This is a genomic window from Loktanella agnita (genome assembly GCF_046640325.1).
Classification (GTDB): domain Bacteria; phylum Pseudomonadota; class Alphaproteobacteria; order Rhodobacterales; family Rhodobacteraceae; genus Yoonia; species Yoonia agnita.
In genome coordinates, this window is record NZ_JBJMBF010000022.1 from 1 (window position 1) to 22,554 (window position 22,554).

Annotated in this window: 19 protein-coding genes, 1 tRNA gene and 1 pseudogene; 14 read left to right on the plus strand and 7 right to left on the minus strand. The window is 56.6% G+C overall.

What is annotated here, in order from left to right:
- Nucleotides 1-673 precede the first annotated feature (673 nt).
- The 3 genes from ACJ5NV_RS18395 to ACJ5NV_RS18405 all read right to left on the minus strand — a co-directional run bounded on the left by ACJ5NV_RS18395 (nt 674) and on the right by ACJ5NV_RS18405 (nt 6,127).
- A complete protein-coding gene (locus ACJ5NV_RS18395; RefSeq protein WP_411646096.1) occupies nt 674-1,225 on the minus strand; it encodes a hypothetical protein in 552 nt (183 codons plus the stop codon).
- A 1,677-nt stretch (nt 1,226-2,902) separates the two neighbouring features.
- Nucleotides 2,903-3,571 (minus strand): DUF433 domain-containing protein, encoded by a 669-nt coding sequence (locus ACJ5NV_RS18400; protein WP_411646097.1) that lies wholly within the window; start codon nt 3,569-3,571, stop codon nt 2,903-2,905.
- A 297-nt stretch (nt 3,572-3,868) separates the two neighbouring features.
- A complete protein-coding gene (locus tag ACJ5NV_RS18405; protein ID WP_411646099.1) occupies nt 3,869-6,127 on the minus strand; it encodes a hypothetical protein in 2,259 nt (752 codons plus the stop codon).
- Between the two features lie 417 nt (nt 6,128-6,544).
- Here ACJ5NV_RS18405 and ACJ5NV_RS18410 point away from each other — a divergent pair.
- Nucleotides 6,545-6,804 (plus strand): annotated as a pseudogene (locus ACJ5NV_RS18410) (hypothetical protein); the annotation flags it as partial.
- A gap of 397 nt (nt 6,805-7,201) precedes the next feature.
- On the opposite strand, the gene ACJ5NV_RS18415 reads toward ACJ5NV_RS18410, so the two are convergent.
- Nucleotides 7,202-7,276: transfer RNA gene (locus ACJ5NV_RS18415), tRNA-Phe, on the minus strand.
- Nucleotides 7,277-7,570: 294 nt separating this feature from the next.
- Between ACJ5NV_RS18415 and ACJ5NV_RS18420 the strand changes: the two genes are divergently transcribed.
- Genes ACJ5NV_RS18420 through ACJ5NV_RS18440 form a run of 5 tightly spaced genes read left to right on the plus strand, consistent with a single transcriptional unit; the run spans nt 7,571 to nt 12,095 of the window.
- On the plus strand, nt 7,571-8,713 hold the full coding sequence (locus tag ACJ5NV_RS18420) for an ABC transporter substrate-binding protein (protein ID WP_411646101.1): 1,143 nt from the start codon (nt 7,571-7,573) through the stop codon (nt 8,711-8,713).
- Between the two features lie 53 nt (nt 8,714-8,766).
- Nucleotides 8,767-9,687: a branched-chain amino acid ABC transporter permease gene (locus ACJ5NV_RS18425; protein WP_411646103.1), complete on the plus strand. Its 921-nt coding sequence runs from the start codon at nt 8,767-8,769 to the stop codon at nt 9,685-9,687.
- Nucleotides 9,684-10,667 carry a branched-chain amino acid ABC transporter permease gene (locus ACJ5NV_RS18430; RefSeq protein WP_411646104.1) on the plus strand — a complete coding sequence of 328 codons (984 nt, stop codon included), beginning with the start codon at nt 9,684-9,686 and terminating at the stop codon, nt 10,665-10,667. Before ACJ5NV_RS18425 ends, ACJ5NV_RS18430 begins: the two co-directional genes overlap by 4 nt.
- Nucleotides 10,660-11,409 (plus strand): ABC transporter ATP-binding protein, encoded by a 750-nt coding sequence (locus ACJ5NV_RS18435; protein WP_411646106.1) that lies wholly within the window; start codon nt 10,660-10,662, stop codon nt 11,407-11,409. The genes ACJ5NV_RS18430 and ACJ5NV_RS18435 overlap by 8 nt, the downstream gene beginning before the upstream one ends.
- On the plus strand, nt 11,406-12,095 hold the full coding sequence (locus ACJ5NV_RS18440; RefSeq protein ID WP_411646108.1) for an ABC transporter ATP-binding protein: 690 nt from the start codon (nt 11,406-11,408) through the stop codon (nt 12,093-12,095). Before ACJ5NV_RS18435 ends, ACJ5NV_RS18440 begins: the two co-directional genes overlap by 4 nt.
- A 99-nt stretch (nt 12,096-12,194) precedes the next feature.
- Here the strand turns inward: ACJ5NV_RS18440 and kynU are convergent, their stop codons facing one another.
- Genes kynU through kynA form a run of 3 tightly spaced genes read right to left on the minus strand, consistent with a single transcriptional unit; the run spans nt 12,195 to nt 14,500 of the window.
- A complete protein-coding gene (kynU, locus tag ACJ5NV_RS18445) occupies nt 12,195-13,394 on the minus strand; it encodes a kynureninase (protein WP_411646110.1) in 1,200 nt (399 codons plus the stop codon).
- A 10-nt stretch (nt 13,395-13,404) separates the two neighbouring features.
- Entirely contained in the window at nt 13,405-13,641 is a 237-nt protein-coding gene (locus ACJ5NV_RS18450; RefSeq protein ID WP_411646112.1) for an Lrp/AsnC ligand binding domain-containing protein, read from the minus strand.
- Nucleotides 13,642-13,681: 40 nt separating this feature from the next.
- Nucleotides 13,682-14,500, minus strand: a complete 819-nt coding sequence (gene kynA, locus ACJ5NV_RS18455) for a tryptophan 2,3-dioxygenase (protein WP_411646114.1) — start codon at nt 14,498-14,500, stop codon at nt 13,682-13,684.
- Between the two features lie 297 nt (nt 14,501-14,797).
- Between kynA and ACJ5NV_RS18460 the strand changes: the two genes are divergently transcribed.
- The 8 genes from ACJ5NV_RS18460 to ACJ5NV_RS18495 all read left to right on the plus strand — a co-directional run bounded on the left by ACJ5NV_RS18460 (nt 14,798) and on the right by ACJ5NV_RS18495 (nt 22,549).
- A complete protein-coding gene (locus ACJ5NV_RS18460; protein WP_411646115.1) occupies nt 14,798-15,439 on the plus strand; it encodes a vWA domain-containing protein in 642 nt (213 codons plus the stop codon).
- 21 nt (nt 15,440-15,460) lie between these two features.
- Nucleotides 15,461-16,489, plus strand: coding sequence for a TerY-C metal binding domain-containing protein (locus tag ACJ5NV_RS18465; protein ID WP_411646185.1), 1,029 nt, complete (start codon nt 15,461-15,463; stop codon nt 16,487-16,489).
- Nucleotides 16,490-17,638: a PP2C family serine/threonine-protein phosphatase gene (locus tag ACJ5NV_RS18470; RefSeq protein ID WP_411646117.1), complete on the plus strand. Its 1,149-nt coding sequence runs from the start codon at nt 16,490-16,492 to the stop codon at nt 17,636-17,638.
- A complete protein-coding gene (locus ACJ5NV_RS18475; protein WP_411646118.1) occupies nt 17,635-19,143 on the plus strand; it encodes a helix-hairpin-helix domain-containing protein in 1,509 nt (502 codons plus the stop codon). Before ACJ5NV_RS18470 ends, ACJ5NV_RS18475 begins: the two co-directional genes overlap by 4 nt.
- Nucleotides 19,144-19,260: 117 nt before the next feature.
- On the plus strand, nt 19,261-19,839 hold the full coding sequence (locus ACJ5NV_RS18480; RefSeq protein ID WP_411646119.1) for a TerD family protein: 579 nt from the start codon (nt 19,261-19,263) through the stop codon (nt 19,837-19,839).
- Between the two features lie 54 nt (nt 19,840-19,893).
- Nucleotides 19,894-21,087 (plus strand): TerD family protein, encoded by a 1,194-nt coding sequence (locus ACJ5NV_RS18485; protein ID WP_411646121.1) that lies wholly within the window; start codon nt 19,894-19,896, stop codon nt 21,085-21,087.
- A gap of 17 nt (nt 21,088-21,104) precedes the next feature.
- Nucleotides 21,105-21,554, plus strand: a complete 450-nt coding sequence (locus ACJ5NV_RS18490; RefSeq protein WP_411646123.1) for a tellurite resistance TerB family protein — start codon at nt 21,105-21,107, stop codon at nt 21,552-21,554.
- 14 nt (nt 21,555-21,568) lie between these two features.
- On the plus strand, nt 21,569-22,549 hold the full coding sequence (locus tag ACJ5NV_RS18495; protein ID WP_411646125.1) for a calcium/sodium antiporter: 981 nt from the start codon (nt 21,569-21,571) through the stop codon (nt 22,547-22,549).
- Nucleotides 22,550-22,554 lie beyond the last annotated feature (5 nt).

Below are 22,554 nucleotides of genomic sequence, written 5' to 3' on the forward strand. Positions count from 1 at the left end.
GTGGCAGAAGGTTGGGTAGCAGAGCAAAACGACGAAAAACTCTGGCCCTCAGTGGCAGAAGGTTGGGTAGCAGAGCAGCAGATCGAGCGGTAGAGAATAGTCTTGCGGGAAAATCTGGCGCTCATGTTCTGCGAATTTCAGGGCATGGCTGCTGTCAACATGCAAGTCTTCGAACATCATGCCAAGTTCTGACATCCTGCGAAGATGTAGAGTAAGAGCCTTAGCGTAGTCGGTATTCCTGGGTGGTCTACCGCCAGTCGATCCTCCCTGCGACTCAATGATTAGATCAAATCCACCCCTTGTGGCCTCAATTGAATACTTGGCGTCGAGCTCTAAGCCGTCGTCATCGAAGGGATTGTACACTCGCTATTCGCCTTCAATTACCTTGTTACAGAGCCAACTTTGCCGCTTACCCCGGTTAGCGCAACCTCCAAGTGTACAAATTCTTTCCGGATGCCGACCGGCTTTCGGATGCAGTGAATGACGGCTTCGAAGATGCTGCAACGTAACAGACAGGGGGCATCGCAATGGCCGGTTTGGGCCGAAAGCAGAGCAGCTCATTTGTCATTGGACTGTGGTCCAATCGGTTTCGGTGGCCTGTGAAAGCGCCAGAAAAGCCCACTTGCCTTGATTCCGAGATAGTGGTTGCTGAGAGCAAGTTAGAATGTCCCGGCTATCGGGGTTTCAAAAGATGAGCGCTCTCTGAAACCCGCGCCAAGAGGTCACTGACGCGCGTAAGATGCCAACGATATGCTGCATCTGCGTGAAAATTATACTCACGCGCTGCCGTAGCCACATCGAACGATGTCTGGCGCAAAAGTGAGCGTTCCATCTGCCGCAGCGCGTCTTGCACGGCGTCAGGGTCAGGGAAAGGCGTTGAAAGGGTGCCGTGCAACTCGCACATCGCGTCGAAACCTCCGTCTTCTCCGAAAATCTCGAACATGCGGGAAAGGCTATCTCCATGACGACGCATATGCTGCAGGGTTTCATCCATGGCGTCATAAACAGCCTGGCTGGGGTCGTAAGGTGTGAAATTGCGCATTGAGTTAGTCTCCTTTTGCATATGAACTTCAGTAGGGTGCCTTTTCTGCGGCGTCATGTTCGTCGTGCGGAGATGGGTCTGTGCTGCTTGAGGGTTCCTTTTGCGGTCCATCGATTCAGGCGTTATCGCTTTCAAATCAGATGTTGGCCATTTCTGCCTGGGACGAAGAAATTTTCTGCCCAAGTTAACTCATTTTTCGTTGTTTCCCCGATTTTTGACCGCCTGTTACGCTGATCCCTGAATACCAGAAATGCTGGGTAGGCCCGCTGGTGTTCGAACGAATGTCGGGGGCCATCAGGTCGATGGCACCAAGCCCCCACCCCAAATCAACCCATGAACCGGAGAAAGACAGACAAAGGTCCAGTACCGGATCCTATGACTGCGGCGGGCCAAGCTCTTTCCACGGCCCGCACGAGCTGATCCCTTGGGGGAGCAGAAAGGATGCCTGGAGGATTTGTGCTGACGACCAAAGTTACAGACAAAAATTCAAATTTGTCTGTAACCGAGTAGAAAACCACCCAAGTCTGCTGCTGGTAGTCCAACCGCCGATTTATTTCAGCGTTTGTTCTGCTGCCCGCTGCCCGCTGCTGATCTTCGAAGAAACCAGTCATGGCAAAACAGCCATGTGAATTCGTAGGTGTGGCAGGGGAAACCTGCATTCAGTGCGCGCCCTCAACGCATGTTTCCCCCAAAAGCCTCCGGCCGGTACGACTTCGCCACAATATGGGGCACAAGGCCCCGAACTTGCTTTGCCCCGAAAGGGAAAAAGCACTCGCATGGTCGCAAAAGCGACGTTTGTGTTTTCAAGCAGGATTCCGAGTTGCCACATTGCTGCGCGCCGCAACGCTTCAACCCAGAGTCCCGCTTGGCGGATGCATCTGCTGAACACAAAAGGTATATGAAGTTCTTTTCCGAAGAACCAAAATGGCCAGCACAATTTTTATTGTGCCGCCTCTTTCTAATAGATTCATGATTCTTCTTGATTCAGGGACTGAATAGGCATTGAAATCATACCCTTACAGAGGGCGCGACGCAGGAATTCCCCGTTGCGACGCAGAAACTCCCCACAAAAACGCAGAAACTCCCCATTGCGACGCAAAAATTCCCCGCAAAGACGCAAAAACTCCCCGCCGTTGATTAGGCTCAAGGCTGGAAAAGAACGAAGACGATATGATCGGACGCCAAGAGCATCCTCGGAGATTTGGAAAGGAAGGTCAGGTTCCTTAAGATAGGAGGGCGTGACACAACAAGGTTTTGGGCCACCTAAGAGCTTTTAACACCTGTGCTTGCTTAACAAACCGTATTTTAGCTCATGCATTTTGGGCAGCAAGGTTCCGAACTTATCTACTCTGTATGGTAGGAGGCAGGGCAAATTACCTTAACCCAAAGAATTGGAGAGACGAAAATGACAAATGGAGATAGAGAAAAGGACATCACAAACTTGCCGGTGGTCGAACACGTGAACTTGTTGCGCATGGCCCCTTAGGCTCAGGGCCGAATTGCCCCGGTAAGGTGCGTTCTATACCGGTATAGAGCCGAGAATACCGGAGAATACCGCGTCTGGCCGCGACTGCTACCGCCCTGCAAAGAAGGGGTGTTTAGGATCGGGGGGGAGGACGCTGCCAAGCTGAGAGATCGCGAGAAGGCATAATCGGTTGGCACCTCAAGGGAACATTCACCACGGTACGCTGAGTGCCAGGCGTTGAAGCCATTCTGAAATGATTGGGATACACTGTCTTCGCATCCATATACCCCTATTCAACCCGAGATATTTCTTCACAATATACCGGTGAAGAAATCGGTTACGCTACAAGCCATTAACAAAACATCTGTTCATGGGGCGGAGAGGTATGATCCCGATCAGGACAATAGATTTGTGGTGATCACATGCGTTCTGATGCCTGGCAGGCGAGGCTGATCGGAACGTCCCAGTCGGCGGGGAAGTGGATGGGCTTTTGCATAGAGCTTTGCATGCTCAAGACGGGTGCGTGTCAAGTTGGGGAAATTTTCAAGGATGTAATCGTCAGTCTCTGCCTTGCAGAGGTCGGCTATTTCATAAACCCCAATTCTGGTTTCCCGAATGACTGGCAAGCCGCCACGAATTCCTGGATCAGAGATCACCTCAGACTCAGCGACGGCCAGAGCCGCCATCCTGGATACGGCTTGTGAGATGGACAACGGCAGGTCAATGCGCATCGCTCCTGTTTCAAAGACCTCGTTGGGTGCGCTCCCGCGCAAAATCCTGCCGATCTGTTGGATCATCCGACGCCGCATCTGGCTGCTCAGAAGCGGACCTGTGGTCACGTCGAAATACGCCATCGGACATGCTGCGGGCCTCATCTCGTACCGCGCAGTCGGTGTTGAAGTGCTGTTGGGTCGGCAAAATGCCGACTTTGGAAGGGTGCCGTTTTTGATCAAACGGATCATGGTGCTGCGTGATTTGCCGATGATCGCCGCGACCTCATTGATCCCAAGCGGGCGGAGGATAGACTTGGGCAGATCTGAGAAAGTTTGACAATCTGACGACATGATGCAGCCTTTCGAGGCAGTGCAATAGATATACATTTCAATTGGTTGGTCAGCAATTGAAATGCACCGGGTTGAGGGTGGCCAAATGGCGCCCGAGAGCTGAGGAACCGCGACAAAGTCGCAAGTAAATCTTTTTGACCCCAGAGTGTACAACGGATGGCGCAGGTCTTTACAAGTCCTGCCGGGAAGTGTCGCGGCCAACGTCTCGATGGTTGCGTGCAAGCTTTTGTCAGAGGTTCTCGGTGATTGTTTTCTTCATACATCTCGCTGCAGCCACTCGGTCAAGCTTGTGGAACCCTAAATGATCACAGGGCGGCTTTCGCGCCAATCGCGTATCCGGGCGACGTGTATTTGGGCCGACTGAGCCAACACGAATGTTTGCTGCTGCATAGTTCGCTCAAGGGTTTCTTCGGCCACCAGCATCGCGATCAGGGGATCGTCACCGCGAGCATAATCCCCGAATGCCCTCAGGCAGCGCCACAGGAAATGCGCGGCTTCCAAAATCTGCTTGTTCTCCCCTTCAAGGGCGCTCTCGAAACTGGGTGGCAAGGGAAAATGCGCATTCTTCAGACGCGTTCCAACCCGGGGCATTGGGCCGAGAGGCAGAGCTGGCAGGAGCCCGGCTTCCTCTATGTCAGGGAGGGCGCGCAGGGCATCGAAATTTGCGACGGCACGGGTCCATTTTCGGCGTAGATCCGGACGCAACGACCGCTCATGAACCCAGGCCCATTCACGATCAAGTTGCCATGGTTGCAGATCGTGTGTCATCGCGACCTCCATCAGGACATCAACCGGGTTATCGGCCCTCGGAATTCCGGCTTGGACAATCTTCGACTGAAGGGTCTTCCAGCCGAGCGGCCACGGTTTTCCGATCTGGTCGGCCAAGCGCAGCAGTTCAGGCCGGTAGACCGCCATTTCTTTCGGATGGACGACAAGCGTGCTTTCGATAAGCTCTTGCCAGCGGATACTTTCAATGTCCCCCGTGAACAGGGACTTGTCAGGGGCAAGACGATATAGGGCACGGACTGCGACAATCCTCGTCCTGACCCCGTGCGCGCTGTATCCTGTTGCTTTTGCGTGGGCCGTCAAATTCGACACAATGCAATCAGGGAGTTCGACCTCCGTCCTCACAATGTCGGATACCGCATCGGGGAGAAGGCCTGGTATGGTGTCCCGCAATCCGTCCAGCAAGCGCAGTCCCGCGATAGTTTTCGCGACCGTACCATTCTGTCTGGCTTGCAAAATCAAGCGTCGTGCAGCTTTGACGTCGACGTCCTCAGGTTGGATGATGGGTTCGGCTCTCTCCGCCAGCTTCGCTAAACAGGACAAGTTTTCCATGTCCTCTCCCCGCACACCCATATCCTTGGCTCTCGAAAGAAGCATGTCCCATGGTGGCAACCGCTCGGTGTGTCGCAGGAAACACCTCAAAACTGACCTGTAGTTTCCCAGAGTGCTGTCGAGGATATGTGGGCACTCCTTGCGGACTATGCTCATCGCATCTTCGAGCAAGATCCGGTTGTCCAAGGCAATGCCGCCTTTGATCAGGAGGCGTAGCACTCGCCGGACGTTTTGAGTGTGCTTACGATCTTTGAAGCGTTCTGTGGCATAGGTGAGAACTTCATTCTCCAGTTGATCTGGCAGAGGGTCCGGCTGTTTGTCTGTCTTTCTTGTCTTAGGGGCGGGGGGTGTTTCGTAGCGCTTGGGGCGTCTTATTCGATCAACGGTGACGTCATTCGGCACAAACGCAGGGTCCGCATGGCGCAGGAGAGAAAGCAGAGATCGCAGATATAAAACCGCGGTGGATGCGGAGACATGTTCGCCTGCCGTTAATTGATATTGCGTCGCGTCCATGATGGTCACCGACCAACCGGGGCAAGGACCTTCTTGGCTAAACAATCCGAAATCCACGGCAAGTTCAAAGGCGCGACGCGCGTGTCGGGCATGTCCTACGGGAAGCCGCCCGAGTACTTCTGCAAAACATGCGGGCAATTCCACCCGCAGCTTGTCACCGTCACGATAGGCAGGCATTGGGCCAATTTTTTCCTGACTAAGAAACGCCGCCGACACAATGCGCGGGTCGTCCCGGAGCTTATCCATCGTCGCGAGGGAGGTACGGAAGGTGTTCCTTTTTGTCCCGCGGAGATCGCGATCAGCCACCAAGGCCATCTCCCGCGTCAAGTCGCGTAGCGCCACGCCTGGCAAAACCTTTTGGAGCAACGTCCTGTTTATTTTTGGCAGCTTACGGTCCCGGGAAAGTTGGTTCAGCAGGGGGTAAGGATCATCGGGCCAGGCTCCTGCAAGCCGTGCGTGCCTCCGAATGCTATTACGACAGCGTCCGTAGATGGCTGGATCGCCAAATGCCGTTGCGAGAGCTTCCTCGGGTGCGAAGGGAAACGCGACCAAGAACGTTTGCTCGGACTCAAGAACACTCGGATCGTGGAAAGTCTCGGTCCCCAAGGCTGCGTGGGACAGGTCGAGAAAGGCAAGTATCGAGGAGCTTCGGGGCGAAGGCACGCTGCCTGTTTTTATCAGTAGCTGCAGATCAGCAAGGCTCATAGTGGGAACTGTATGTGTCATGCGAGGGAAATGTGATCGTTTATGAAAGCACAAAAACCATATTCGCCTGCAGCTTGACGCGAAGCGGCATCGCAGTTCGGGGGAGCTGCCGTCAAATCTACGCGGTGTATTTTGTTATCTAAATTCGGGTTGCTTGGAAGCACGGCGGTGAACTGACGCCTGCGATACATGATGTTTGCCTTTCTGATTTGACGGTCGCGGCAGGACTGGTTCAAGAGCCCGTACCAGCGACGCCGCATAGACGCTTGAACCCTCTATGCCGCTAAAGTTGGCCATTGATCGCGAAGGCGAAGAACATTCTTTGAAAATTGCTGTTGAGCAATGCATCCGTCTTCGTAGGGTCACGGCCACTCACAATATGAAAGGCACCCGAGTATGTTTCCACGTGATGCTCTACGCGGGGCTCATACCGTCGTACCTCCCCACAAGAACGCGCAACCGTGAAAGCCTTCGAGAACCGCCACCATCGCTCGGAACCCGGCCTAAATGCATCAAGGTATCTGGGTCATGCAATCTGGCGGCAATGGAGCGGCTACAAACGTCGAAGCCGTTGGGAAAAGTCTCATGCGAAGGACTTTGACCGGCAGGTCACAGGAATCCAAATTCGCGTCGCTGCCCAGAACCACCCTCGGCATAACTGTCACCGAAGCTGTTAGAGCAGAACGTCTCAGGACAAGGGAAAGCAAGCCCCCTAAATGCTTTGTGCAACAAAGCCCCGGGTTAACAATAGATTAGAGATCACCAAGTGTGCCGTTCGATACCATTACTCGCCACCCGAACAACATCTACTTTCGCAAGCCTTAGGCGAAAGGGGTTGCCCAGTGTACACTGCAGGCCGTGGATCTGGTGATGGCCCTCCCCAGATGAACAAACCATCCAAGTAGAATATTGCCTTTGTTTTGCGGGGTAAATTAAGAGGTCCCAAGCTGCAAAACTCATTTACTGTAGCAATTCCCGTAGCAAATGCTGTAGCAATTCTGAGACCACCCACATCGAAAACCCTTCTATGCTTATGTTTTTTAAGGGAGGTTGAGTATATCCGCTTCGGATAAATGGTGCCCGGGGGCGGAATCGAACCACCGACACGAGGATTTTCAATCCACTGCTCTACCCCTGAGCTACCCGGGCAACGGGACGGCCGGGGCCGTCGGGTAGCGCGCTTTTAGACGCGGGTATCGGGGGTGTCCAGAGGGAAGTTGCAAGAAATCCCCCCAGTTTGGCATAACCCCGGTCGCAAGCCGCATCTCCAGCACGCCGACAGATACGGACCTCACAGGCTTTGACGCTCCATTCCAGAACAACACCTCTCCATACCAGCACATCCGCAAGGAACCGGTTGCAAATCCGTACAACAACGCGTCAAACTCCACCCGATTTCAAAAGGCGCGGCAAACGCGCGGACGGTCCGACTGGGAGAGTAAGATGGGATTAAAGAAATTTGCAGCCGCCGCGGTGTTGACCGCTCTTTCAAGCACGGCAATCGCGGACAGCCACAGCGTCAAAGTGGGGATGATCACCACCCTCTCTGGCGGCGGTGCCGGTTTGGGAATTGATGTGCGCGACGGGTTTATGCTGGCGATTGCGCAGTCAGGCCGCGATGATATCACCGTGGTGATCGAGGACGACCAGCGCAAGCCAGACGTCGCCGTGCAATTGTCAGACAAGATGATCCAATCCGAACAGGTCGATATCCTGACCGGCATCATCTGGTCGAACCTAGCAATGGCAGTGGTGCCCGGTGCTGTGGCGCAGGGCAAATTCTACATCTCGCCAAACGCTGGACCCTCGGCGCTTGCCGGGCGTGGCTGTCACCCCAATTACTTCAACGTGGCGTGGCAGAACGATAACCTGCACGAGGCCGCAGGCGCCTATGCCAATAGCACTGGCTACACCAATTCCTTTATCCTCGCGCCAAACTACCCTGCTGGACAGGATGCGCTGACAGGCTACAAACGTCTTTATGAGGGTGAGCTGGCTGGGGAACTTTTCACTGATCTGGGACAGACCGATTACGCGTCCGAGATCGCACAGATCCGCGCGTCAGAGGCAGATAGCGTGTTCTTCTTCCTGCCCGGTGGCATGGGAATTTCCTTTCTCAAGCAATATGCCGACAGCGGCGTTGATATCCCCGTGGTCGGGCCCGCGTTCAGCTTTGATCAAGGTATTTTGCAAGCGGTGGGCGACGCTGCATTGGGGGTCGCCAACACATCACAGTGGAGCAAGGATATCGACAATCCCGCCAACACAGCCTTCGTTGAAAGTTTTCGGGCCGAATATGACCGCCTGCCCTCCCTTTACGCCAGTCAGGGATTTGATGCGGCCAATCTGATCCTGAGCGCGATGGAGGTCGCGGATGTGCATGACCAAGACGCGTTCCGCGCTGCGCTGCAAGCTGCCGATTTCGACAGCACACGTGGTGATTTCACCTTTGGCCCGAACAACCACCCCATACAGGATTTCTACGTGCGCGAAGTCGTGCAAGAAGGTGACCTTTTTACCAACAAGATCATCGGCACTGCCCTGCAGGATCACGGCGATGTCTACGCGGCAGAATGCACGTTCTAAGGGCAACAAGGTAAGCTGCACCCTGCCCCATGGGTGCGGCACAAACGACTGATATGACATTGATCCTTTTTATTGAGCAGCTGCTCAACGGTTTGCAGCTGGGTGTGATGCTGTTTCTGATGGCGGCTGGCCTGACACTTGTGTTTGGGGTCATGGGGTTAATCAATCTGGCGCATGGCTCGCTCTTTATGGTGGGGGCCTTTGCGGCGGCGGGTGTGGCTGCGGCGACCGGATCATTTTTGCTCGCACTGATCGCCGCGCTGGCTGCGGCGGCTGCGGCGGGTGCGCTGATCGAGGTTTTGATCATGCGCCGGCTTTATCATCGGGACCATCTGGATCAGGTACTGGCAACCTTTGCGCTGATCTTGATTTTCTCCGAAGGGACGCGCTGGCTGTTTGGCTCTTTTCCGCTGTACCTGAACATTCCGCCATTTCTGTCGGGTCCGATTACCTTGCCCGGCGGCATCCAATACCCGCTTTACCGGCTGACGCTGATCGCGGTCGGATTGCTGGTTGCGCTCGGTCTAGCGATCCTGATCAGCCGCACGCGGCTTGGTATCCAGATTCGCGCGGGCGAAAATGACCGCGAGATGATTGCCGCATTAGGCGTTGATATTGCAAAACTTTACACGATCGTCTTCGCCATTGGCGCGGCGCTGGCCGGGCTGGCGGGTGCGCTTGTGGGCGCGATCCAATCGGTGCAGGTGGGCATGGGCGAACCGGTACTCATCCTTGCCTTTGTTGTCATCGTGATCGGCGGGATCGGGTCCATCAAGGGCGCGCTCATCGGTGGCATCCTGGTGGGTGTAACGGACAGTCTGGGCGGTGTCCTGCTCCCTGCCCTGTTCCGCCAATTCATGGAGCCGTCGTCAGCAGCCTCAATGGGCTCTGCACTGGCATCCATGCTGATCTATATCCTGATGGCAGGCGTGCTTGTTGTGCGCCCCACCGGCCTGTTCGGGGCACGCGCATGAGCCGCGAAAGAATACTGAACACCGCAATCGTGCTGGGTTTGATTGTATTCCCGCTTGGTGCCTGGCTGGCGCAAGAGCCTTTTCTGATCACCCTTGCGACCAAGGCGGTCATTCTGGCATTGGCTGGCGTCGGGCTGAATATCGCGCTGGGTCTGGGCGGGCTTGTCAGCCTGGGCCATGCCGCATTTTTCGGGATCGGCGGCTATGCGATGGGCATTCTGGCCAGCCATGCGCAAAGCTATGACCCGATCCTGCAATCCCCGTTCCTGATCGAAGGCAGCAAATCAATGCCCGTAATCTGGCCGGTTGCCATAATTGCCGCCGGTCTGGTCGCGCTACTCATCGGCGCGCTGAGTTTGCGCACCACCGGCGTCTATTTCATCATGATAACGCTCGCCTTTGGGCAGATGCTGTTCTTTTTCGCGATCAGCTGGCCTGCCTACGGCGGCGAAGACGGCTTGTCGATCTATGTGCGCAACGGCTTTCCGGGGTTGAATACGCTCGACCCGATCCAGTTTTACGGGCTGTGCTATGGCGTTCTGCTGATCGTCCTTTTTCTGGTGCACCGGCTGTCACAGGCCCCCTTCGGCCTTGCCCTGAACGCCGCCCGCCAATCGCCATCGCGCGTCGAAACGACCGGCCTGTCGCCCTATCGCCTGCGCCTTGTGGCCTTTGTGCTGTCCGGCATGGTCACAGGGCTGGCCGGGGCGCTATTTGCCGACCTGAACCGCTTTGTCAGCCCAACCATGTTCAGCTGGCAAACAAGCGGAGAGATCATGGTTTTCATCATCATCGGCGGTGTGGGCCGCCTGTTCGGGCCAGTTGTTGGTGCGGTGGTTTTCATCACGCTAGAGCATCTGCTGGGCGGGCTGTCTGACTACTGGCATATCTGGCTTGGTGGGCTGTTGCTGCTGATCGTGTTGTTCGCGCGTGGGGGCATCATCGGGACGCTGACGGGCCGGAAGGTGGCACATGACTAATCCGGTTCTACAGGCCATCGGGATCAGTAAATCCTTCGGGGCGCTGCACGCCAGCAAAGCCGTCACGCTCGAGCTGCGCGCGGGCGAAATCCACGCGCTGATCGGGCCAAACGGCGCGGGCAAATCCACGCTGATCCAGCAGATCGCGGGGCAGTTGCAACCTGACGCAGGCAAAATCCATCTGAACGGGCAGGATATCACCCGACTAGGCACAGCCGCACGGGCACGACGCGGCTTGGCACGCACGTTTCAGATCTCCGCATTGGCGATGGAAGACAGCGTTTTACAAAACACCATGCTGGGGGCATTGGGCGCACACGGTTCCGCCTATCGCTTTTTCCGACCAGTGATGGCCGACCGCAATCTGCGCGCGATTGCCATGGCAGCGTTGGACCGGGTCGGGCTGGCAGAATTCGCCGCGCGCCAAACGGCAGAGCTATCCCATGGGGAGCGGCGCCAATTAGAGGTCGCCGTCGCCCTGACACTCGCTCCCAAAGCGTTTGTCATGGATGAACCTATGGCCGGGCTTGGCGCAAGCGGGTCAAAAATGCTGACCGGCATTCTGGACGGGCTGCGGGCAGAGGCGCCAATCCTGCTGGTCGAACATGACATGGATGCGGTCTTCGCACTGGCCGACCGGATCAGCGTGCTGGTCTATGGTCAGATCATCGCCACCGGCACCGTGGATGAAATTCGGCGCGACCCCGATGTGCGCGCCGCCTACTTGGGGGATGCAGCATGAGCTTGCTCTCCGTCGACAATATCGCCGCCTTTTATGGGCCATCACAAGCCTTGTTCGATGTCAGCCTGACCATCGGCGCAGGTGAAACACTTGCCGTGATGGGCCGTAACGGCATGGGCAAATCGACCACCGTCAAGACAATCTGCCGTCTGCTTCCAACGGCCAAGGGCAGGTTGCTGTTCGATAACCGAGACCTGACCACCCTGCCCGCGCATAAGGCCGCGCAACTGGGTCTGGGACTGGTCCCCGAAGGACGGCGCTGTTTTACAAACCTGACAGTGGCGGAAAACCTGATCGCCGCCGCCCGCAAAGGACATTGGGACATGGCGCGGGTCGCAACGCTGTTCCCGCGTCTGGCAGAGCGGCGGGATCAGCGCGCCGCCTCCCTTTCCGGCGGCGAACAACAGATGCTGGCCATCGGCCGTGCCTTGATGACCAACCCGCGCCTGCTGATCCTTGACGAAGCAACCGAAGGGCTCGCACCCATCGTGAGACAGGAAATCTGGGCCGCCGTTAAACAGCTAAAGGCGGAAACCGGGCTCGCCATCCTGATTATCGACAAATCGCTGCGTGAATTGCGCCAAGTCGCAGATCACGCCATGATCATCGAACGCGGACGCACCGTTTGGGCTGGCGATATGATAGGGTTAAGCGAGGACCTGACCGAACGCTATCTCGGGGTTTAAAGCGTTTCGGTTTTAACCTGAGACATCACAGATCACCAATTGCGTTTGAGCCGCGCGCGAAAGGCAGCGATTGGTGATTCAGGTATAAATCGAAATGCTCTAGGTCACCGGGTTCGTCGCCTTATACGCCGGATCGTCCCACAGCCTGTTGTCCAACACATCCGCCAGCGCATCCACGGCGCGGTGAATGTCACCCTCATCCAGATAAAGCGGCGTAAAGCCGAACCGCATAATATCCGGGCTCCGAAAATCACCAATGACATCGCGCGCTATCAGCGCCTGCATCGCGGCATAGCCGTGCGCGAAATGGAACGACACCTGCGACCCACGCGCCTGCGGATCACGCGGACTGGCGAGCGTCAGTTGCGGGCAGCGCTTTTCCACCTCAGCGATGAACAACTCTGACAAAGCAATACTGGCATCACGCAGCGCCTGCATATCCACACCGTCCCAGACCGACAGCGCAGCCTCCAACGCGGTCAATTGCAGCACGGGCGGTGTGCCGACACGCATCCGCTCGATACTCTGGGCCGGGCGATAACTTTGCTCAAAGGCAAAAGGCGCATCATGGCCTAACCAACCGCTCAGCGCGGGGGCAAGATCGGCAACAACATCAGGGCGGACATATATGAAAGCGGGCGCGCCGGGGCCACCATTGAGATATTTATAAGTGCAGCCCACCGCAAATTCGCATTCACACGCCGCGATATTCACCGGAATGGCGCCCGCACTATGGGCAAGGTCCCAAATCATCACCGCACCGGCAGCATGGGCGCGGCGCGTGATATCGGCCATATCGTGCAGGCGACCCGTCCGGTAATCGACCTGCGTAATCATGACTGCGGCGACGTCTTCGGTGATTGCGCCCGCAATCTCATCAGGGGCGACAATGCGCAATTCATGCCCTTGATTCAAATGATGAATCAAACCTTCGGCCATATACAGATCGGTCGGGAAATTGCCGCTATCAGACAGGATCACCTTCCGATCCGGGCGCATTTTCAAGGCAGAGGCGAGCGCCTGATAAACCTTGATCGACAGCGTATCGCCCATCACGACAGAGCCAGCAGGCGCGCCGATCAGACCGCCCACCATATCCCCCACACGGCTAGGCTGGCCCATCCAGTCATCGACATTCCAGCCTTTGATCAGATGAGCACCCCATTCCCCTGCAACCATCTCGGCCAGTCGCGTTTGCACAACACGGGGCAACGGACCCAGTGAATTGCCATCCAGATAAATCATCCCCTCAGGCAGTACGAAAAGCTCTTTGCGGGGCAATGCGGTCGGGTCTGTCATGCGGCGTTGCTCAAAATGCTTTGAATGTCAGGGTCGTCAGCGTCCGCTCAATCCCGTCAATATCCAGCAGGTTTTCGTTGATATATTTTCCGATATCCGCATTTTCCGGCGGATAGAGCTTCAGCAAAAGATCGTAATTTCCGCTGGTCGAATAAAGCTCTGAATGGATTTCGCGCAACGCAATCGCATTAGCGACCTGATAGGTCGTTCCGGGCTTGCAACGAATTTGGACAAAAACACAGGTCATGGCGTTTCCTTTTCAGCTGATGGCAACAGCCCGTCAGACACTAAAGCTCTGTACGGACATGCCAAAGCTCAGGGAAAAGTTCAACGGCCAGCATTTTTTTCAGATAGTCGACACCCCCGGTGCCGCCGGTCCCCCGCTTGAACCCAATCACCCGTTCGACGGTCGTGACGTGGTTAAAGCGCCAGCGGCGAAAATAATCTTCCAGATCGACCAGTTTTTCGGCCAGTTGGTAAAGCGACCAATTGGCCGTCGTATCGCGATAGACCTGCGCCCAAATCGCGCGGATCTGATCATCCTGCTGATGTGGCGCCTGCGCCGGCAGACCAACCTTAGACGCAGGCAGATCAAAACCATGCCGCGCAGCAAACCCCAGCACCACCTGATAAAGACTAGGCCGTGCGAGCTCGGCCTGCAATGCCGCCGCAGCGGTCGGCACATGCGCATGCGGTTTCATCATCGCCAGATTACGGTTACCAAGCGCATATTCGATCAGACGATATTGCAGCGATTGAAAGCCAGAGCTTTTCCCCAAAGCATCGCGAAACGTCGTGTAGTCACTGGGTGTCATCGTGCGCAATACGTCCCACTGATTGTTCAACTGTTCCATGATCCGCGTGACACGCGCCAGCATCTTGAACGCTTCAGGCAGGCGATCCTCCTGAATTGCGCGACGCGCATTGTCCAGTTCACCCAGCAACAGTTTCATCCACAGTTCAGAGGTCTGGTGCTGGATGATAAACAACATCTCATCCGGCGCATCTGACAAAGGTCTCTGCGCCGAAAGCACACGGTCTAGATCAAGATAATCGCCATAAGACATCTTGTCAGAGAAATCAGTTTCAGCACCGTGATCATTCATAAGAAATCCGTTTTTCTTCCACTTTGCAGGCGCGCGAAACATATCAGTGATCAAACTATGCGTCAGCATTAACCAACAGCCTAGCCCTGCCCGCAATGCTTTGGATCATGCCGATCGTAACTTGGCTAGTGCTATAGGTGAAATGCCTGATGCCCGCTCATGCTCGGTAGCATAACCGCATCAAGACAGCGAATGTCAACGAATGGCCATTTCGCCCAATTTCCGCCCTATTGCTATCGCAGTTTCCGACAAAACACGGCAGAGTAACAGTTGCCTGAACAACGAGTGGGGAGTGAAATGCGCCGCCTTCCGGTCTATATTTTGTTGGATACCAGCGGCTCCATGCGGGGCGAACCGATCCATGCTGTGAACAATTCGATGCAGGTGCTGCTGTCGAGCTTGCGGCAGGATCCACACGCATTGGACACGGTCCATATCTCATTGATCACATTCGACCTCGAAGCGCGTGTGCTGCAAGAGCTCACCCCGCTGGGCGCGTTCCCGCAGGTCACACTTGAAACCCCCGGCAGCGGCCCAACCTTTCTGGGCGAGGCACTGAAAATGGTGCGCGACAAAGTCCGGGCCGAGGTGCGGGTCGGCAGCGACGACGGCGCGGGCGATTGGGCGCCGCTGCTTTTCGTGATGACCGACGGAAAACCATCGGACACTATGGTATTCAACGAACAGGTCGAGGCGATTAAAACCGCCGGTTTTGCCGCCATGGTCGGCTGCGGCGCGGGGCCTTCGGCTGATGTCAGCGCCTTGAAACGGTTCTGCACCTCGGTGGCCATGCTCGACACGCTGGACGGGCCCGGCTTTGAACAATTCTTCAAATGGGTCAGCGATGTGATCACCGATGGTAGCCGGTCGCAAAGCGCCGGGGCGGCCGATGTCACAGAACTTCCCCCGCCACCGCGTGAAATTAACATAGTGATTTAAAAAGGAGGCAGACCCGTGCGGATGCTCCCCGTTTACTTCCTCATCGATGTTTCTGAATCGATGATCGGCGACACGATGCGCCAGCTTGACGAAGGTCTTGCGAAACTGTCGGATACACTCAAGACCATACCCGAAGCGCTTGAAACAGCACAGATTTCCATCATTGCCTTCGCGGGAAAACCCAAGGTGATCGCACCCATGGTCGAGGTCGCGAATTTCTACCCGCCGCGGCTGCCGGTTGGCGGCGGCACATCGCTTGGGGCAGCGCTGGAAAAACTGATGGAACGGATCGACCGCGAGGTCAGACCAACCACCCCCGACCGCAAAGGCGACTGGAAACCCATCGTGTTTCTGCTGACCGATGGGGTGCCAACCGACAACCCCGCACCGGCCATCGCCAAGTGGAAAGAAAAGTACGCCCGCAAAGCCAGCCTTGTGTCGATCTCTGTCGGGGGACGCGCTGATCTGAAAGGGCTGCGCGAAATCTCTGACAAGACAATGATCCTGAACGATATTTCCGATCAGGCCTTTACCAACCTGATCACCTGGGTCACGCAATCCATCACCATTCAAAGCCAAAGCGTCGGCATCGGCGCATCCGGCGACGGGGTAAACCTGTCCAAAGCGCTCCCCGATGAACTGGCCGAGGATGACGGCATCAGCGCAGGCCTGCCCGATGACCGTTTCGCGGTGATCGTCGGCAAATGCGAAACCAATGAACTGCCGTTTCTGCTGAAATACGAAAAATCCCGTCATCAAGGGGATGTCTACGAATTTCGGGCTGCGCAGGGCGTCAGCAACCAGTATTTCGACATGTGCGCCGATGGCGGTGCCATACAGGAAATGAACGTCAAAAACTTGCGCGGCGGGGCCTCCTGCCCCCATTGCACGCATGAAATCACCATGGCCCATTGCGGCAAATGTGGCGGCATCCACTGCCTTGATCTGCGCACCAAACAGGCCGTTTGCCCCTGGTGTGGCGGGGCTGGCACCTACGGCGCGTCTGCACCGGACGAGCCCGGCTTTAACGTCAATCGTGGTCTGGGCTAAATGGCGCGTAAACCGGCGCAGCATCTGGAAGGCCGGCTCAGCCGCGCCGCCACGGTGGGCGAATATTTCACCGCCGAATTGCTGGAACCCGCCGGGCTAACTCGGATCGACGTTGATTGGCCCGCCGATACTGATCTCATGTTCGAACAGAACAAGGCAACCGGCAATTGGGTGATCAGCGGTACCGTTCATACCGCAAAGATGTATGAATTCAGCTTGCGCGGCGTGATCGCAAACACGGATGTGACCGTCAATCTGCGGCTGCCCGCCAGCCCCGACCCCTGGACTATCTGGAAAGACCACCCTGTCGATTGGGACAGCCTGCCCTATCCCAAACCAGACACCGCCAGCTTTCGCGCGACCGGTGACGGGCTGATGATCGCCGCCAGCCGCCGTGGCCGCAGCCACGCGCATAAGGCGCTGCCACGCGATGATGACGCGCGGGTTTATTACGACGCTGATACCGGCTGGCACATCATGGCCGTAGCCGATGGCGCAGGCAGCGCCCCGTTTTCAAGGCTCGGCTCACAAACCGCAGTCGAAACCGCCATCACCGAATTGCCATCGCTCTTGGCGACGCATCTGCCCGATCTTGCAAAGGCAGATCTGGACGCGGCCTTGCCCATCACGCTTGGCCGCACCCTGACGCAGGCCGCCGCCGCGCTCGATGATCTCAGCCGCGACACAGGCCACCCGCTGCGCAGCTTCAGCACAACGCTGCTGATCGGGATCGCGCGCAAAACCGTCGGCGGCTGGTTCTTTGCCAGCATCTCGGTCGGGGATGGGATGATCGGGCTGCTGGCCAAGGGCGAAGCGCCGCGCATGATTGCAGCCGATAGCGGTGCATATGCCGGACAAACCACATTCCTGCGCAGCGATATGCTGACTGACCCGGCGCAAATCAGCGCCCGCATCCACCATCGGACCGCCCCCGATTTCACCGCCTTCATGCTGATGACAGACGGGGTTTCCGACCCGATGTTCGCCTCTGAAACCGCCACAGCGGACCCGGCGGGCTGGGCCGCGCTTTATGATCAAATCAAAGACATGGATGAAGACGCCCTGCTTGATTGGTTGAACTTTCGCATCAAAGGCGAACACGATGACCGCACCATCGCCATTCTGACCCCATCCGAGACGCCCGTATGATCCGCATCAAGACGACCGACGGCAACGATATCGCCTTTGAGCCAAAACATTTTGCCCAAGGCGGGATGAAGAACGTCCACTGGGTTGATGGGCGGCGCGCCGTCGTCGGCTTCTACCGGACCAAGCCCGACCAACAGGGCATGGAACGATTGCAGGCCATTGTCGGCGCACATCGCAAATCCATCCTCAATGGTCCGGGCGGCGACACGCTCGCAAAACTTTTCCGCTGGCCAGAGGCGCTGGTGGAATGGAACAACACCATCGGCGTCGTGGTCCCCGTCTTCGACAATCAGTTTTTCTTTCAAAACGGATCTTTCGACAACGACCGGCTACGGATCAAGGGCAAGGAAAAAGAGGGCAAATGGTTCGCCTCCGCCCATAACCGCAACACGTTTCTGGATCAACGCGAGGCTGGAAATTGGCTGGGTTACCTGAAAATCTGCATTCGGCTCGCACGCGCCGTGCGGCGGCTGCATGCGTCCGGCCTCGCCCATTCTGACCTGTCCTACAAAAACGTGCTGGTCGATCCGCTGACCGGTGACGCCTGCATCATTGATATCGACGGGCTTGTGGTCCCCGACAAATTCCCGCCAGAGGTGGTGGGCACACCGGATTTCGTCGCACCAGAGGTGGTCGCGACGCAAAGCCTTGAAATCACCGACCCACAGCGCAAGCTGCCCAATATGCAGACCGATCTGTATGCGCTTGCGGTGCTGATCTATATGTATCTGACCCTGCGCCACCCGCTCAAAGGGCGCAAGATTCACGACCCTGAAGACAGCGCAAAAGATGACGCCTTATCAATGGGTCAGCGGGCTCTCTTCGTGGAACATCCGGATGATCCATCCAACCGGATCGACCTTGAATATGTCCGCGACAGCGAACTGCCTTGGGCCGATATCAGCAAAAGACCCATGTCGCTCTGCGGACCACTGATCAGCGACCTTTTCAGCAAGGCGTTCATTGACGGGCTGCACGACCCGGCCCAGCGGCCGCGCGCGGATGATTGGGAACGGGCGCTGGTCTATACCGCCGACATGCTGCTGCCCTGCGCCAATAGGGACTGCACCGGCAAATGGTTCGTCTTCGACAACAGCAGGCAGCCGCAATGCCCGTTCTGTGGTACCGCTTACGGTCAGGACGTGCCGATCCTTAACCTGTATTCCGCTCGCTCCGGCGAAAGCTTCCGGCCCGATAATTACCGGATCACCGTCTATGACGGGATCGGCCTTTATGCCTGGCACGCCAACCGATTCAAATCCCCCAACGAACGCCTGCCCGCCGCCGAACGGGCGCGGCTTGCCTATTTCCAGAAGCACAATGGAACATGGCATATGGTGAACGAAGGGCTGCCACATATGAAAGATGTGAAAAACGGCACCCCCGTGCCGCTTGGCGGCAGCGTCACGCTGGAAGACGATGCGCAGATCCTGCTGGACGCGCAGAACGGCGGGCGGCTGATCCAGGTTCAGATGGCAGGCGCAACCGACACGGAACCGTCGTAGTTTCGGGTTTTAAACCCGTAAAGTCGCGAATTCCTGACCTGCGACACCACTTTCAAACCGGGCAGTGACCGCATAGGCTGCTCACAAAGCACAACAAAAACCAAAAGGAAGACCAACATGGCCATTTCACTGTCTAAGGGACAAACCATCAGCCTGAAAAAAGAATCCGCAGGGCTCAAACGGGTTCACATGGGGCTGGGCTGGGACCCTGTCGCGCCCAAGGGGTTTTTCGCCAAACTGACCGGCCCCAAGGACATCGACCTTGATGCCTCGATCATCACCTTCGACGGCGCCAAGCAACCCACCGGCATCGTCTATTTCGGCCAATTGCAATCAGCCGATGGTGCAATCCTGCATACCGGCGACAACCTGACCGGCGACGGTGACGGCGATGATGAAGTCGTCAAAGTCGACCTCGAACGCCTTGATCCCAAAGTAGAAACACTGGTCTTCTTCGTGAACTCCTATCAGGGTCAAACCTTTAACGAGGTCGACAATGCCTTCTGCCGCGTACTGGACGACGACACCCAGAAAGAGCTCTGCCGCTTTACCCTGACCGAACAGGGCGCGCATACTGGCGTTGTTATGGCGGTGCTGTCGCGCAATGGTGGCGACTGGCAGCTCAAGGCCATTGGCATGCCCGGTGTGGGCCGGACCGCAGACCAGCTTGTACCTGACGCGCTGCGCCATATCTAAAGCAAAAGGATTGCCGCCCTCCCGGGGTGAAGAACAGTCTGATAGGGAGTACAAATGGTAAATCTGACCAAGGGCGGTAACGCCCCACTCGGGTCCACCACGCTACAGGTTTCTGTGGCGTGGAAAGACCGCAATCCAAACGCAGAAGAACTTGATGTCTCTTGCTTTCTGCTGACCGACGCCAAGAAGGTCCGCAGCGATGACGACATGATCTTCTACGGGCAGCGGCAATCCAATGACGGCGCGGTGCGGGTCCGTGACATGGCGATCAGCGATGGGTCCGGTCGCAAGACAAGCTTTAACGTCGATCTGTCCAAGCTGGGCAGCGATGTGACCTCCATTGCCATCGTCGGGACCACCGCCGCCGGACCAGTGACTGCGCTGGAAACGCTTCAAATCACCGCAGCCCCCGAAACCGGTGAAGCAATCGTCTTTGACATCGCAACAGGCGAAGCCACCGAGGCCGCGCTGATCCTGGGCGAGCTTTACCTGCGCAATGGGCAGTGGAAATTCCGCGCCGTGGCACAGGGATTCAACGGCGGGCTGGCACCGCTGGCGACAAATTATGGCGTAACCATCGACGAACCGGCAGCCCCGCCACCGACGCCGCCATCGCTAGCCCCCGCCCCGACACCTGCCCCAACGGTCAATCTGACCAAGGTCACACTGACCAAAGAAAAACCCTCGGTCAGCCTCGCCAAGAAAGCTGACGGGTTTGGCCAGATTGAAATCAACCTCAACTGGACCCAGACAGGTGGCAAGAAAAAGGGCATTTTCGGGCTCAAGGGCAAGGCGATTGACCTTGATCTGGGCTGCTTTTTCGAACTGTCCGGCGGTCAGGTGGGCGCGGTACAAGCGCTTGGCAATACATTCGGCAACTACGAACAACCGCCCTTCATCGAACTGGCGGGCGATGACCGTACCGGATCCAGCACCAATGGTGAATGGATGCGAATTAACGGCGGCCAGTGGCAAAATCTGCGCCGGGTGCTGATCTATGCCTTCATCTACGAAGGTGTGCCCAACTGGGCCTCGGCCGATGGGGTGATCACGATCTACATGCCCGACGGTGCCCCGATCGAGGTGCCGCTGAACGAGACGTCAAACCTCGGCATGTGTGCCGTGGCCGAGATCATCAACGACAATGGTGGGATTAAATTCAATCGCGAAGTCAAATACTTCCAGGCCCATCCGCAAATGAGTGAACATTACCGGTATCCGCTGCAATGGCGTGCCGGACGCAAATAACAAAGGGGAGATACAAAATGTTGAACTGGCTGAAAACCAATGCAACCGCCGCACGGGACAAGATGAAAACCGAAGTGGCGAAATACAAAAACAATGACTTCATGGAAGCCGTTGTCGCAGGCTGTGCGCTTGTCGCCGCTGCCGATGGCAATATCAGCTCTGAAGAAAAGCAAAAGATGGCAGCCTTCATCGGCCGCTCGGAAGAGCTGAGCGTCTTTGACATGACCAAGGTCATCGAAAGCTTCAACAAGATCGTCGAAGGCTTTGAATTCGATGCCGCCATTGGCAAAATCGAAGCCATGAAGAAAATCACCCGGCTGCGCGGCAAGGATGAAGCCGCCCGCACAATGGTCCGCGTCTGCTGCGTCATCGGTGCTGCTGATGGCGATTTCGACGCGGATGAACGCAAGGTTGTTTCCGAAATCTGTACCGAACTGGGCCTAGCCCCGTCCGAATTTGACCTCTGATCGGGAATAAATCCTTGTTTGAAATCACGACCTACCAGTTGTTCATTCTGGCCTCTGGGGCCATTCTGTTCGGGCTTTATCTGCTGATCAAAGGCGGCGATCTGACCATCGACGCTGCGGTGTATGTGGCGGAAAAGACCGGGCTTTCGCCGCTCTTTATCGGGGCGACCATCATCTCGTTTGGCACTTCCGTGCCAGAGCTTTTCACATCTGTGAACGCCAACCTGTCAGGCTTTCCCGGCATTTCGCTGGGCAATGTGCTGGGGTCCAATGTGGCCAACATCCTGTTGGTACTTGGGGCCACGGCGATGATCCTGCCGATCACGGCCACCCGCAAGGAACTGGCCAAAGATATGAGCATGATGCTCCTTGCCACCGCCATTCTGGTCGGGGGGATGTATATGGGGGTGATCAGCACCGTTTACGGCCTGATCATGTTCGCGATCCTCGCGGGGTTCGTATTTTACCAGTACAAGACCGACAATATTGATCTTGAGGTTGAAGAAGACGATGATGACGGCGCCGGCATCGCCTCCATGCAAGCCGCCCTGCTCATCCTGCTCGGTGGGTTGGTCGCACTGGCCGTAGGGTCCGAACTGCTCGTTCAGGGGGCTGTTGCTGCCGGGACTGCCATCGGCGTGCCAGAAGCGATCATCGGCATGACTGTCGTTGCCTTCGGCACGTCGCTGCCGGAACTGTCGACCTGTATCGCAGCGGCGCGCAAGCAATCACTTGGGCTGATCCTGGGCAATATCATCGGCTCTAACACGTTCAACATCCTGTCCATCGTGGCGCTGACCGCGATTATCAAACCGCTTCAGGTCGATCCGGTTCTGATGGGGATGGAAATGTGGACTACGGTGATTGTTTCCGTCGTCTTTGCCGGGTGGATGCTCACCGTTGGCAAGCTCACCAAACCAATTGGGGCAGCAATGCTGCTGGCCTACGTCGTCTTTATCGCGGCGCAGTATATCGCGCCGCAAATGATCGCATAGAAACA